This window comes from Streptomyces sp. NBC_01294 (assembly GCF_035917235.1).
GTDB lineage: Bacteria > Actinomycetota > Actinomycetes > Streptomycetales > Streptomycetaceae > Streptomyces > Streptomyces caledonius.
Map to the genome: position 1 here is coordinate 5,172,680 of NZ_CP108423.1, position 12,619 is coordinate 5,185,298.

At 72.1% G+C, this 12,619-nt stretch carries 12 protein-coding genes and 1 tRNA gene; 3 read left to right on the forward strand and 10 right to left on the reverse strand.

Features of this window, described 5'->3' with window-relative positions:
- Positions 1-84 precede the first annotated feature (84 nt).
- Both OG534_RS23470 and OG534_RS23475 read right to left on the reverse strand, forming a co-directional pair.
- Complete coding sequence (locus tag OG534_RS23470) at positions 85-1,410, reverse strand: MFS transporter (protein ID WP_326590442.1); 1,326 nt, start codon at positions 1,408-1,410, stop codon at positions 85-87.
- A 125-nt stretch (positions 1,411-1,535) separates the two neighbouring features.
- Positions 1,536-2,036, reverse strand: a complete 501-nt coding sequence (locus tag OG534_RS23475) for a MarR family winged helix-turn-helix transcriptional regulator (RefSeq protein WP_326590444.1) — start codon at positions 2,034-2,036, stop codon at positions 1,536-1,538.
- 265 nt (positions 2,037-2,301) lie between these two features.
- On the opposite strand from OG534_RS23475, the gene OG534_RS23480 reads away from it, so the two are divergent.
- Positions 2,302-3,120 (forward strand): SDR family oxidoreductase, encoded by an 819-nt coding sequence (locus tag OG534_RS23480; RefSeq protein ID WP_326590445.1) that lies wholly within the window; start codon positions 2,302-2,304, stop codon positions 3,118-3,120.
- A 7-nt stretch (positions 3,121-3,127) separates the two neighbouring features.
- On the opposite strand, the gene OG534_RS23485 is transcribed toward OG534_RS23480, so the two are convergent.
- Genes OG534_RS23485 through OG534_RS23500 form a run of 4 tightly spaced genes read right to left on the reverse strand, consistent with a single transcriptional unit; the run spans position 3,128 to position 7,608 of the window.
- On the reverse strand, positions 3,128-4,510 hold the full coding sequence (locus OG534_RS23485; protein ID WP_442807136.1) for a GH1 family beta-glucosidase: 1,383 nt from the start codon (positions 4,508-4,510) through the stop codon (positions 3,128-3,130).
- Positions 4,507-5,331 carry a carbohydrate ABC transporter permease gene (locus tag OG534_RS23490; protein WP_326590447.1) on the reverse strand — a complete coding sequence of 275 codons (825 nt, stop codon included), beginning with the start codon at positions 5,329-5,331 and terminating at the stop codon, positions 4,507-4,509. The genes OG534_RS23485 and OG534_RS23490 overlap by 4 nt, the downstream gene beginning before the upstream one ends.
- Entirely contained in the window at positions 5,328-6,323 is a 996-nt protein-coding gene (locus OG534_RS23495; protein ID WP_374774124.1) for a carbohydrate ABC transporter permease, read from the reverse strand. Before OG534_RS23495 ends, OG534_RS23490 begins: the two co-directional genes overlap by 4 nt.
- A 7-nt stretch (positions 6,324-6,330) precedes the next feature.
- Positions 6,331-7,608, reverse strand: a complete 1,278-nt coding sequence (locus OG534_RS23500; RefSeq protein ID WP_326590449.1) for an ABC transporter substrate-binding protein — start codon at positions 7,606-7,608, stop codon at positions 6,331-6,333.
- 141 nt (positions 7,609-7,749) lie between these two features.
- On the opposite strand from OG534_RS23500, the gene OG534_RS23505 reads away from it, so the two are divergent.
- Positions 7,750-8,802, forward strand: a complete 1,053-nt coding sequence (locus tag OG534_RS23505) for a LacI family DNA-binding transcriptional regulator (RefSeq protein ID WP_326590450.1) — start codon at positions 7,750-7,752, stop codon at positions 8,800-8,802.
- Positions 8,803-8,881: 79 nt separating this feature from the next.
- On the opposite strand, the gene OG534_RS23510 is transcribed toward OG534_RS23505, so the two are convergent.
- The 4 genes from OG534_RS23510 to OG534_RS23525 form a co-directional block, all read right to left on the reverse strand.
- Positions 8,882-8,954: transfer RNA gene (locus tag OG534_RS23510), tRNA-His, on the reverse strand.
- A 96-nt stretch (positions 8,955-9,050) separates the two neighbouring features.
- Entirely contained in the window at positions 9,051-9,653 is a 603-nt protein-coding gene (gene orn / locus OG534_RS23515) for an oligoribonuclease (protein WP_326590451.1), read from the reverse strand.
- Positions 9,654-9,755: 102 nt separating this feature from the next.
- On the reverse strand, positions 9,756-10,928 hold the full coding sequence (locus OG534_RS23520; protein ID WP_326590453.1) for a helix-turn-helix domain-containing protein: 1,173 nt from the start codon (positions 10,926-10,928) through the stop codon (positions 9,756-9,758).
- 376 nt (positions 10,929-11,304) lie between these two features.
- Positions 11,305-11,760, reverse strand: coding sequence for a hypothetical protein (locus OG534_RS23525; RefSeq protein ID WP_442807137.1), 456 nt, complete (start codon positions 11,758-11,760; stop codon positions 11,305-11,307).
- 323 nt (positions 11,761-12,083) lie between these two features.
- Here OG534_RS23525 and OG534_RS23530 point away from each other — a divergent pair, with 323 nt between their 5' ends.
- Positions 12,084-12,617 (forward strand): universal stress protein, encoded by a 534-nt coding sequence (locus OG534_RS23530; protein WP_319722977.1) that lies wholly within the window; start codon positions 12,084-12,086, stop codon positions 12,615-12,617.
- The last annotated feature ends 2 nt before the right edge of the window (positions 12,618-12,619 follow it).

Genomic DNA, 12,619 nt, shown 5'->3' on the forward strand with positions numbered 1-12,619 from the left:
TGAACAAGTTCGAAAGCCTGCTCAGCGTACAGATCGACAAGTACATGTCATACGCCTGACCGAGGACGAAAGGCCGCGATCCCGTCACATGAGACGTGGTGCGGCCGGGGCCTGGCCGGGCGGGGGGCCGAACCGGTCCTTCCGGCACGCCGTCAGGGCGAGGGCCGCGGAGGCGACCACCGCGGTGCACGAGACGGCGAAGGCGGCCCGGTGGCCGTGCGCGCTCGCCAGCGGTCCCGAGACCGCGGCGGCCAGCGCCTGGCCGAGGATCAGGCCGCTGCCGACCATGGTCATCGCCTCGCCCATCCGCTCCGCCGGGCCGGCCCGTTCCACCAGCCCGAACAGGGCGATCAGGTGCGGGGCGACGGCCAGCCCGATGCCCGCGACGGCGAAGGCGGCGCCCCACAGTCCGGAGACCGCCAGCAGCGGCAGCGTGAGCGCCGCCTGGACCGCGATCGTCCACCGCAGCCGCACGGCCAGGTCCGCCGACCCGGGGCGGGCGACCGTGACGAAGCCGGCGAGCGAACTGGTCACGGCCATGGCGGCCCACACCAGCCCGGCCGCGCCCGCCTCGTCCAGGGACTCGGAGAGCGCGTTGACACCGGTGTTGGCCCCGCTCCACGCGGCGCCCTGCAGCACGGCGATCGCGCACAGCAGGGCCAGGCCGGGCGACCACAGCCGTACGCCGGCCCGCGCGCCCGGCGCCGCGGCGGCCGGGCCCGGAGCGGTCGGATGCACCGCGAACAGCGTGCCGAACACCAGGATCAGCACGCCGGCGAGGAGCAGGGCCGAGGCGGGGTGCACCGTCACGGCCAGGATGCCGGCGAGCGCGGGGCCGACCATGAAGCCGACCTCGTCCAGGGTGGTGTCGAAGGACAGGGCGGCTCCGAGCAGCCGCTTGTCCTCGCCGGCCAGCCGCGCCCAGCGGGCCCTGGCCAGCGGTCCGACCTGCGGGACGGTCAGACCGGCGGCGACGGCGAGCGCCATGCGGGCGGCCAGGGGCAGTCCGCCGAGGACGGCCGCCACGAGGGCGAAGAGGACGACGGCGTTCGCGCCGCAGGCGACGAGCAGCACGGGGCGGTGGCCGCGCCGGTCGGCGAGCCGGCCGATGACGGGGCCGCCGAGGGCCTGGCCGAGCCAGAGCGCGGCGGCGACGGCGCCGGCGGGGCCGATGCCGTCGCGTTCGTTGATGAGCAGGAGCGTTCCGATGGGGCACAGCGCGGCGGGGAGGCGCGCGAGGAACGCGTGGAGGGGGAGAGCGGCACCGCCGAGTGCGAACACCGCGCGGAAGCCACGGCTCGCGGGCTCGGGCTCTGGTGTGGGCGCGGATGCGTGCGCGGGCTTGGGGGCGGGCGCGGGCGTGGGGGCGGGCGCGGGGACGGGCGCGGGCGTGGGGACGGGCTGGGACACGGACAACCTCCGACCGCGCGCCGACCCTCCCGTTTCTCCGGCGCGCGCCGTTGCCCGTTGACGGGGACCGTAGTGCCGGAACGGTCCCTTCGGAAGCCCCTGTTCACGGCCTGGGTGCGGGTATGTCAGCCGGTGTCGCCGGAGGCCAGCCGTTCGGCCTGGGCCCGGCCGACCTCGGCGGCGCGGTGCAGGTAGTCGGCGATGACGGCGAGTTCGGAGTCGGAGTAGTTCTCGAGTGCGGCTCCGAAGGCGCGGCCGGGGGTGTCCCACGCCGCCCCGATCCGCTCGCGGGCCTCGGGTGCGAGGGAGACGAGGGAGCGGCGGCGGTCGTTCGGGTCGGCGTGCCGCTGGACGATGCCCGCCTTGACCATCCGGTCGACGAGGCGGGTGGCGGAGCCGGAGGTCAGGCCGGTGAGGCGGGCGATGCCGCCGGTGCTGACCGGGCCGGGCTCCATGGCGAGCAGGGCGACGCACTGCATGTCGGTGGGATGCAGGCCGACGTGGTCGGCCATGGCCTGGTTGAGGAGGGAGTAGTCGGCGTAGTGCCGCCGGCTCTCGGTGAGGATGCGCGCGAGCAGCTCGGCGCGGCTCCACTCCTCACCCGTACGGGGGGAATCGGTTGACATCGGGTTCTCCGTGCTTCAAATTTATATGCGTGACGCAGAGAATGCGTCGCACAGAATCTGCGCCATGTGTGGATTCTACAGCCGTAGCGGACGGTGGGCTCGCGCTGGTCGAGCCGCTCGTTCAGCCGGAGCCACGGGCGCTCCTGGGGCGGTGGAGGGGTGGTGGGGAGGCAGTCGAGGGCGGTGATCCGGCTCCGGACGGGTGGCCGCTGGAGGGCTAGGGTCGTCAGCGTGTCGGCCAACTAGCGTGTGTGGGGGGATCGTTGTGATCGTGGTGACGGGTGCGACCGGGCACATCGGACGGGAACTCGTGCGGATCCTCGCCGAGGGCGGCGAGCAGGTGACCGCCGTCTCCCGGCGGCCGGCGGACGTGCCGGACGGGGTCCGCCACCAGCCGGGCGACCTCGCCGAGCCGGAGAGCCTGCGCCCCGCGTTCGAAGGAGCCGACGCGCTGTCCCTGCTCGTCGCCGGCGAGGACCCGCAGGGCGTCCTCGAACAGGCCGAGGCCGCCGGGATACGCAGGGTCGTCCTGCTCTCCTCCCAGGGCGTCGCGACACGCCCCGAGGCCTTCCAGCACCCCGCCCGGTTCGAGGCCGCCGTCCGCCGGACGGGCCTGGAGTGGACGATCCTGCGCTCCGGCGGCCTGAACTCCAACGTCTACGCCTGGGCCGAGTCGATCCGTACGCGGCGCACCGTCGCGGCGCCGTTCGGCGACATCGGGCTCCCGACCGTCGACCCGGCGGACGTCGCGGAGGTCGCGGCCGCGGTCCTGCGCGAGCCCGGCCGCCACGCGGGCAAGACCTACGAGCTCAACGGGCCCGCCCCGGTCACCCCGCGGGGCCGGGTCGAGGCGATCGCCGCGGCCCTGGGTGAGCCCGTGCGGTTCGTCGAGCAGACCCGGGAGGAGGCCCGCGCCAAGATGCTGACCTTCATGTCCGAGCCGGCCGTGGAGGGCACCCTCGCGATACTCGGCGACCCGCTGCCCGCCGAACGGACGCCGACCTCCGGGGTGGAGCGGATCCTCGGCCGCCCCGCCCGCTCCTTCGCCGACTGGGCGGCCCGCTCCGCCCCCGCCTTCCGCTGAGCGGCGGTCAGAAGGCTCCCTTCCTCGCCAGCCGGGCGTACCAGTGGGCGCTGGAGCGCGGGGTGCGGACCTGGGTCTCGTAGTCGACGTGCACGATGCCGAAACGCTTGCTGTAGCCGTAGGACCACTCGAAGTTGTCCAGCAGCGACCAGAGGAAATAACCCTCCACCGGGGCGCCGTCCGTCACGGCGCGGTGCACGGCGGCGAGGTGGGCCTCCAGGTAGGCGATGCGCTGCGGGTCGTGGACGTCCGGGGCGTAGGCCGCGCCGTTCTCGGTGACCAGCAGGGGCAGGCCGGGTGCCTCGCGGTTGAAGCGCATCAGCAGGTCGTACAGGCCGGTGGAGTCGATCGACCAGCCCATGTCGGTCTGCTCGCCGGGCGGCTGATGGAAGGCCACCGTGTCCGCCGCGGGCCAGGGGGAGTGCGTCGTGGCCCCGTGGCCGTCGGCGCGCGGGCCGCCCCCGTCGGGGGCCGCCGACACCACCGTCGGCGTGTAGTAGTTCACGCCGAGGAAGTCCAGCGGCTGGTTGATCAGCGACTCGTCGCCGGGGCGGACGAACGACCAGTCCGTGAGGGCGGCGGTGTCCGCGAGCAGGTCCTGCGGGTAGGCGCCGTGCAGCAGCGGCCCGGTGAAGATCCGGTTGGCCAGGGCGTCGATGCGGCGCTGTGCGTCCGCATCGGCCGCCGAGCCGGTCAGCGGCCGGACCGCGCTGGGGTTGAGCGCGATGCCGACCCGGGCCCGGCTCGGCAGGGCGGCGGTGGCCAGGCCGTGGGCCAGGTTGAGGTGGTGGGCCGCGCGCAGGGAGTCGGCGGGCGAGGTGCGGCCTGGGGCGTGGATCCCGGAGGCGTAGCCGAGGAAGGCGCTGCACCAGGGCTCGTTGAGGGTGGTCCAGAGCTCCACCCGGTCGGCCAGCGCCTCCGAGACCTGGGAGGCGTACCGGGCGAAGGCGTAGGCCGTCTCCCGCTCGGGCCAGCCCCCGGCGTCCTCCAGCGCCTGCGGCAGGTCCCAGTGGTACAGGGTCACGCAGGGCCGGATCCCGTACGAGAGCAGCTCGTCGACGAGCGCGTCGTAGAAGCCGAGTCCGCCGGCGAGCACCCGCGGCCAGGACACCGAGAACCGGTAGGCGCCCAGCCCCAGTTCCGCCATCATCCGGACGTCCTCGCGCCACAGCCGGTGGTGGTCGACGGCCACGTCGCCGGTGTGACCGCCGTGCACCTTGCCCGGCGTCCGGCAGAAGGTGTCCCAGATGGACGGCCCGCGCAGGGCGGCCGCGCCCTCGATCTGGAAGGCCGCCGTGGCCGTGCCCCACAGGAACCCGTCGGGGAACCGCAGTTCCCCCGCGTCCCCCGCGTTCCTCGTGTCCGTCCCGTTCATCGGGGTGTACGTCATCCCTTCACCGCTCCTTGCATGATGCCGCCGACGATCTGGCGGCCGAAGACGAGGAACACCAGCAGCAGCGGGAGCGTGCCCAGGAGCGCGCCCGCCATGATCACCGACTGGTCCGGTATGTAGCCCCGGCCCAGACCGGTCAGGGCCACCTGCACCGTCGGGCTGCCGTTCTGGGTCAGCGCGATGATCGGCCAGAAGAAGTCGTTCCAGGCCATGACGAAGGTCAGCATGGCCAGCACCGCCATCGCGGGACGCGCGGCGGGGAAGACCACGTGCCACACGACCCGCAGCGAACTCGCGCCGTCCGAGCGCGCCGCCTCCACCAGCTCCGTCGGCAGCGCCTGCATCAGGTACTGCCGCATGAAGAACACCCCGAAGGCGGAGACCAGGGTCGGCAGGATCACCGCCTGGAGCCGGTCCGTCCACGACAGTTCGGCGATCAGCATGTACAGCGGGACCACGCTCAGCTGCGGCGGTATCAGCATCGTGGCGACCACCAGGGACATCAGCAGCCGCCGGCCGCGGAAGCGGAGCTTGGCGAAGGCGAAACCGGCCAGTGTGGAGAAGAGCACCGTGCCCGCGGCGACCGTGCCCGCCACGATCACCGTGTTGAGCAGGGCGACGCCCATGTTGGCGTCGGTCCACGCGACCTGGAGGTTGTGCCCCAGGTTCCCGCCGAACCAGAACGGCGGCGGGGTCTGGGCCAGGCGGGTGTTGGTCCGGGACGCCGCGATCGCCGTCCACACGAGCGGGAAGAGCGAGCCGGCGGTGAAGAGGGCGAGCACCACGTAGGTGAGCCGGCCCGCGCGCAGTGACCTCATCGGGAGTCCTTCCGTCCGCGCAGCAGCCGCGCCGCCCCGGCGATCAGCAGCAGGATCAGGAACATCGCCCACGCGATCGCCGAGGCCCGCCCGAGGTGCAGGTTCACCCAGCCCTGCTCGTACAGGTACAGGCCCAGCGTCTGGAACTGGTGGTCCGAGCCGCCCGTCGCACCCGCTCCGCCGTTGAACAGCAGCGGCTCGCCGAACAGCTGGGTCGCCCCGATCGTCGACACGACGATCGTGAAGAAGATCGTCGGCCGCAGCGAGGGCACGGTGACGTGGAGGAACTGCTGCCAGCGCGAGGCCCCGTCCAGCGCGGCCGACTCGTACAGCTCGCCCGGCACGGCCTGCATGGCCGCCAGGTAGATCAGCGCGTTGTAGCCGGTCCAGCGCCAGATCACGATGGTGGAGACCGCCAGCTGGGACGCGAAGGTCCCGTTCTGCCAGTCGACCGCCTCGAAACCGACCGCCGAGAGCGCCCAGTTGACCATCCCGTAGTCCCGGCCGAAGAGCAGCACGAAGACGAGGGTCGCGGCCGCCACCGAGGTCGCGTACGGGGTGAGCACCGCGACCCGGAAGAAGGCCGAGCCGCGCAGCTTGTAGTTGAGCAGATGGGCCAGGCCGAGCGCGATCGCCAGCTGCGGCACCGTGGACAGCAGCCCGATGGTGACGGTGTTGCGCAGCGCGTTCCAGAAGAACTCGTCGTCCCACAGCCGGGTGAAGTTCTTCAGCCCCACCCACGTCATGCTGTCCGGATCGGTCAGCTCCACCTGGTGCAGCGCCGCCCAGCCCGTGTAGAGCAGCGGGAACAGCCCGAAGGCCGCGAAGAAGAGGAAGAAGGGCGCCACGAAGGCGTAGGGGCTGAAGCGCAGGTCCCAGCGGTAGCGGCGCGAGCGCCACACCTGGCCCGGCCGGCTCCGGCCGGCCCCCTCCGCCGTCGGCCGCTCAGGGCCGACGGCGGAGGGGGACAGAACAGCCGTCTCGTCCGTCACTTGCGCCTCACTGATCCAGGGCGTTGTCGATCGCCTTCACCGCGGCGTCCCAGCCCTCCTGCGGTGTCCGGCCCTTCTGGTCGACCTGGAGCATCCCGATGTCCGCCAGGTTCTGCGCGATCACCAGGTCCTTCGGCCCGACCACCGTCACCGGCACCCCCTGCGCCGCCTTCGCGAAGATCTCGCCGATCGGGGCGCCGCCGAAGTACTCGTGCTTCGCGCCCGACACCGTCGCCAGCTTGTACGCGGCGCTCGCGCTCGGGAAACTGCCCCGCTTCTCGAAGAGCTTCGCCTGCTGCGCCGGAGCCGTCAGCCAGGCCGCCAGCTTCGCCGCCTCCTCGGCGTGCTTGCCCGCCTTCGGGACCACGAGGAAGGAGCCGCCCCAGTTGCTGGGCTTCGGCGCCTGCGCCACGTCCCACTTGTCCTTGCCCGCCGGGCCCGCCTTGTCCTGGATGTAGCCGAGCATCCAGGCCGGGCAGGAGACCGTCGCGAAGGAACCGTTGGAGAAGCCCTGGTCCCAGCCCGGGGTGAACTGCTGCAGCTTGGCGCTCAGCCCCTCGGTGGCGAAGGAGGCCGCCAGGTCGAAGGCCCCGCGGACCGCCGGGTTGGTCTTGTAGACGACCTTGCCCGACTCGTCGTAGTACCGCTGGGCACTGCTCCCGGTCACCGCGGCCATCACGCCCGACGACGAGTCCACGAAGGACTTCCCCTCGCCGGCCTTCGCCTTGTACGCCTTGCCCGTCTCCAGGTACTTGTTCCAGTCGCCCGCCCACAGCGCCCCGACCGCCTCGCGGTCGGAGGGCAGCCCGGCGGCCTCGAAGAGGTCCTTGCGGTAGCAGATGCCCTGCGGGCCGATGTCCGTGCCGAGGCCGACCGTGGCCCCGCCCTTCGCCGTGCCCTGCGCCCACTTCCAGGGCAGGTACGCGGCCTTGTCGACGCCGGGCGCCTTCCCCAGGTCCACCAGCTTGTCGGCCTGGGTGGCGGTGATCTCGGCGATGTTGTTGACCTCGACCGCCTGGATGTCGGCGAGCCCGCTGCCCGTGCCCAGGTGGGTGAGGAGCTGGGGGTAGTAGTTCTCGTTCCGCTCGATGGAGGTCTGCTCGATGCGGATGGTGGGGTTCTGCGCCATGTACTCGTCGTAGAGTCCGGCCTCCTGGAGCCCGAAGGCCCCGAAGACCCCGACGGTGAGGGTGGTCTTCCCCTTGCCGTCCGCAGAGGCTCCCTTGCCCGGGGACTCGGCCGGGTCCTGCGCGCATCCGGCGAGCAGCAGTGCCGCAGCTCCCACGGCGGTCATGGTCGTGACAAGACTTCTTCGGGCTCGCATCGGGGTCCTCCCTGAAGGACGGAACGTGCCGGGTGTCGTGTGCCACACTGTGGGAGCGCTCCCACGGTCGTCAAGGGGTAGATTCACAGCTGGGAGGAAGCCATGAAAGGGCACGGGGGTACGAGGGGGCGTCCGACCCTGGAAGAGGTCGCGGCGCGCGCCGGAGTCGGGCGCGGCACGGTCTCCCGGGTGATCAACGGATCTTCCAAGGTCAGCGAGCACGCGAAGGCCGCCGTCGCGGCGGCCGTGGCCGAGCTGGGGTACGTACCGAACCGGGCCGCGCGCGCCCTCGCGGCCAACCGCACCGACGCCATCGCCCTCGTGATTCCGGAACCCGAGGCCCGGTTCTTCGCCGAGCCCTACTTCTCCGAAGTGGTCCGCGGGGTCGGCGCCGCCCTCGCCGAGACCGACGTACAGCTCGTCCTCACCCTGGCGGGCGGCGACCGCGAGCGCCGGCGCCTCTCCCAGTACCTGTCCGGGCACCGCGTCGACGGGGTGCTCCTCGTCTCCGTCCACGCCGGCGACCCGCTGCCGGAGCTGCTGGCCGAGCTCGGCATCCCGACGGTGATCAGCGGCCGCCGCTCCGCCGCCGAGACGCTGCCCTGCGTGGACTCCGACAACCTGGCGGGCGCCGCCGAGGCCGTGCGCCACCTCCTCGAACGGGGCCGCCGCACGATCGCCACGATCACCGGCCCGCTCGACGTGTACGGGGCCCAGTGCCGCCTCGACGGCTACCGGCAGGCCCTGGCCGCCGCCGGACGTCTCGCCGACGAGCAGCTGATCGCGGTCGGCGACTTCACCGAGGACGGCGGCCGGCGGGCCATGCGCGAGCTGCTGGAGCGCCGCCCCGCGCTCGACGCGGTCTTCGCCGCCTCGGACGTCATGGCGGCGGGCGCCGTGCGGGAGCTGCGGGCGGCCGGGCGCCGGATCCCGCAGGACGTGGCGCTGGTCGGCTTCGACGACTCGGTGGTGGCCCGGCACATGGACCCGCCGCTGACCAGCGTCCGGCAGCCGATCGAGGAGATGGGCCGGACCATGGCGCAGGTGCTGCTGGACCGCATCTCCGGACATCAGGGGAGTGCGGGGGAGCCGGGGGAGCCGGGCGAGGTGAGCGTCGTCCTGCCGAACCGCCTGGTGGTCCGTGAATCCTCGTAGAAGCGCAGCGCGTGGAGAAGCAGCTCGCGGAAACGCAGAAGGACCCGGTCCGCTTTCGCGTACCGGGTCCTTCTCGCAGGGTGAGTGACGGGACTTGAACCCGCGGCCACCTGGACCACAACCAGGTGCTCTACCAACTGAGCTACACCCACCATGTCCGGTCGGAAAACCGACCGGCCGAAGAAAAGGGTACAGGGTCCGGGAGGGTGCTCGCTCCCACCTTTCCCTGCGCCCGCCTCCGGGAGGTGCTAAGCGCCCGGGGCCGCGTGCTTGGCGGCGATGCTCCGGGCGGTGTCCGAGTCGGGCCCGGGCTGCGGCACGAAGACCGCCTCCCGGTAGTAGCGCAGCTCGGTGATGGAGTCCTTGATGTCCGCCAGCGCCCGGTGGTTGCCGTTCTTCGGCGGGCTGTTGAAGTACGCCCGCGGGTACCAGCGGCGCGCCAGCTCCTTGACCGAGGACACGTCCACGATCCGGTAGTGCAGGTAGCTCTCCAGCGCGGCCATGTCGCGCAGCAGGAAGCCGCGGTCGGTGCCGACGGAGTTCCCGCAGAGCGGTGCCTTGCCGGGTTCCTTCACGTGCTCCCGCACGTACGCCAGGACCTGCGCCTCGGCGTCCGCGAGGGTGGTCCCGCCGGCCAGCTCGTCGAGCAGGCCGGAGGCGGTGTGCATCTCGCGGACCACGTCGGGCATGGTCTCCAGGGCCGCGTCCGGCGGGCGGATCACGATGTCCACGCCTTCGCCGAGCACGTTGAGCTCCGAGTCGGTGACCAGTGCGGCCACCTCGATAAGTGCGTCGTCCGTCAACGAGAGCCCGGTCATCTCGCAGTCGATCCACACCATGCGATCGTTCATGTGTCCCACCTTATGCGGTCAGCCGGGGAGCGGACCGCATATGCGGAAGGTCCCCCATCGGCGGTGACCGATGGGGGACCTTTGCCGTACCCGTGGTGGGGGTTAGGCGTGTTCGCGCAGGACCCGGCCCGGGGCGTACAGCTCCGTCACCGTCGGGCCCGCCGCGGCCAGGGCCGCCGCCGCCCGGTGGGGCTGCGGAGTGCGCTGGTGCGGAACCGGACCCGCCGAGATCTCGGCCACCTGTGCCACGTCGGCCTGCGGCCGGCGTGCCCGGTAGGCGGAGCGGTAGGCGGCCGGGGAGGACCCCAGCTGCCGCCGGAAGTGACCCCGCAGGGCGACCGGCGAGCGGAACCCGCAGCGTCCGGCGACCTCGTCGACCGAGTAGTCGGAGGTCTCCAGCAGCCGCTGTGCCTGGAGCACCCGCTGGGTGATCAGCCACTGGAGCGGCGCGCTGCCCGTGAGCGAGCGGAACCGCCGGTCGAAGGTGCGCCTGCTCATGTAGGCGCGGGCGGCGAGGGTCTCCACGTCGAACTGCTCGTGGAGGTGTTCCAGCGCCCAGGCGACGACCTCGGCCAGCGGGTCGGCGCCGATCTCCTCCGGCAGCGACCGGTCGAGATAGCGCTCCTGACCGCCCGTGCGGCGCGGCGGCACGACGAGCCTGCGGGCCAGGGCCCCGGCCGCCTCGCTGCCGTGGTCCGTACGGACGATGTGCAGGCACAGGTCGATTCCGGCCGCGGTGCCCGCGGACGTGAGCACGTCGCCGTCGTCGACGAACAGCTCGCGCGGATCGACGTGGACGGACGGGTAGCGCTTGGCCAGCGTCGGCGCGTACATCCAGTGCGTCGTCGCGGGCCGGCCGTCCAGCAGACCGGCGGCGGCGAGCACGAAGGCTCCCGTGCACAGTCCGACGATCCGGGCTCCCTCCTCGTGCGCCAGACGCAGTGCGTCGAGCGCCTCCGGAGGCGGCGGTGAAGTGATGGAACGCCAGGCGGGCACGACGACCGTGCCTGCCCGGGCGATCGCCTCCAACCCGTATGGCGCGGTCAGTTCGAGTCCGCCGGTGGTCCTGAGCGGACCGTCCTCACCGGCGCACACGAGCAATCGGTAGCGTGGAACTCCCGCGTCCTGCCGGTCAATGCCGAACACGGAAAGTGGAATGGAGCTCTCGAAGATCGGTCCGCCGCTGAAGAGCAGCACCGCGACGATCTCCCTGCGGCGACGCCCCGCGAGCTTCCGGCCGGCGTCTGCGACGACGGCGGTGGAATCCTGGCTCATGGCGCTAAGCCCCCCTTGGGTGTCGCGACTCCTTGGTCTGGTCGCACCTGCACGTTTCCCCTCGGCCTTGCACGTGGATCCCCCGCCGTAAATACATGATCGAATCTACTGCGTCCCGTGGTGTCGGCGTGACAAGTTCAGCACGCAGCGCTATGTCGACTTCTCAACTTGGCGAAAAGCATTCGATCAGGAAGCGTTCCACTCCGCTACCCGGGTGGGAAGCGTCTCGCCCGGCCATGGCCAGTACCCGTAGGGCCGAGACGCCCCCCGCGGTCTGTCGTCGCTGGTGGTAGGGGGGTTGGGGGGACATTCCGGCAAGCAGGCCACCCTGCCGGGAAGTTGGCTGAAAACATGCGTGTGTGGGTGTGCGAATGAGTCAGTCGTGCGGGGACTTGGGTCCGGAGCCGTGGCAGCCGCGTCGGTTCCCGGCTCCGCCGCGCGAGTGCCGGCCGCGGTGGGCGGGCGGCACTCGCTCCTCCGCCAGGACCCGGGCCGCGGTGCGCTCCGTCTTCTCCGAGTGGCGCAGCAGCGCCCGGCACGCGGCCGTGACGGCGAGCAGGCCGAGGGTCGCCACGGCGGCCCCGCCGAGGGAGGTCCCGTAGACGACGAGGACCACGGGGACGAGCAGGCAGCTGAAGGCGGCCCAGCGCACGACGTCACCCGCAGGGTCGTCCTGGTGGTGTCCGGCGGGGTACACGGACGAGTGAACGGGCGAGGGGAGGGGCGAGTGGAGGGGGGAGCGGGCGGGCGGGTCGAAGGGCGCCGGGCCGGCGTAGTGGGCGGACTGCGTCGGCTGAGCTGGCTGGACGGGGTGAACCGGATGACCGGGCACGGCGTGCTCCCTGCGGGCTCTTCCTGGACGGTCGGACGCATGTCCAACGGCGCACGCAGGGGCTCGGTCACTGCGCGCACGGGTGGCGGCAAACGGTCCTCGTCACTGGCTGTAGGGGACAGCGGACATTGCCAACGCGCGCTCGCTCCGGCATGCTCCCTGGGACGCTCTCCAAGGGCGGCAAGCCCTGTGCAGGACAGGAGTGTCGCCGTACCCTGGTGGGTATGGGCTTGGGAAGATGCTTCCCGGACAGAGCTCCGTCACACTGCGTTGCCGATTTCGCCCCTGTTGCTTCCTCCAAGGACCTCTTCGCCGAGACACCCATGGCCGGTCACGAATTCTCCGAACCAGCGGACCGCAAGCGCAAACGCCTCGCCGATCCCGCGTCGGCCGCCGATCTGCGCGCGGTGGAACAGACACGCCTTCCCTGCGATCCGGCCTTCCGGCACGGGGTCGTCGTGGGATTCGACGGATCCACGTCCAGTGAGCGCGCGCTCGCGTACGCGATCGGCATGGCCCGTCGCTCCGGATCCGGCCTGATCATCGTTCATGTCGCCAACCGGCTCCCCACCACCGTGTGGGCCGGGTGCGAGCCGCCCGTCTTCGTGGACGTGCCGGACCACCGCACCGAAGTCCTCGGGCTGGAACTCGCCTGCGCGGACTACTTGGCCGAAGTGCCGTGGATCCTGGTCGAGCGCGGTGGTGACATCTGCCATGAGCTGGAGGAGGTCGGCCGGGAGTATTCGGCCGACGCCATCGTGGTCGGGTCCACCCACGGGATCGTCGGCCGGATCTTCGGGTCGGTGGCCGGCCGGCTGGCCAAGCGCGCACAGCGACCCGTCGTTGTCATTCCTTGACT

Bases quoted from the DNA above. Each gene is read 5' to 3' on its own strand.
- OG534_RS23475 (WP_326590444.1), bottom strand. From the start codon at position 2,036: ATGTCAACCGATTCCCCCCGTACGGGTGAGGAGTGGAGCCGCGCCGAG.
- OG534_RS23485 (WP_442807136.1), bottom strand. From the start codon at position 4,510: ATGACGTACACCCCGATGAACGGGACGGACACGAGGAACGCGGGGGAC.
- OG534_RS23490 (WP_326590447.1), bottom strand. From the start codon at position 5,331: ATGAGGTCACTGCGCGCGGGCCGGCTCACCTACGTGGTGCTCGCCCTC.
- OG534_RS23505 (WP_326590450.1), top strand. From the start codon at position 7,750: ATGAAAGGGCACGGGGGTACGAGGGGGCGTCCGACCCTGGAAGAGGTC.
- orn (WP_326590451.1), bottom strand. From the start codon at position 9,653: ATGAACGATCGCATGGTGTGGATCGACTGCGAGATGACCGGGCTCTCG.
- OG534_RS23520 (WP_326590453.1), bottom strand. From the start codon at position 10,928: ATGAGCCAGGATTCCACCGCCGTCGTCGCAGACGCCGGCCGGAAGCTC.
- OG534_RS23530 (WP_319722977.1), top strand. From the start codon at position 12,084: ATGGCCGGTCACGAATTCTCCGAACCAGCGGACCGCAAGCGCAAACGC.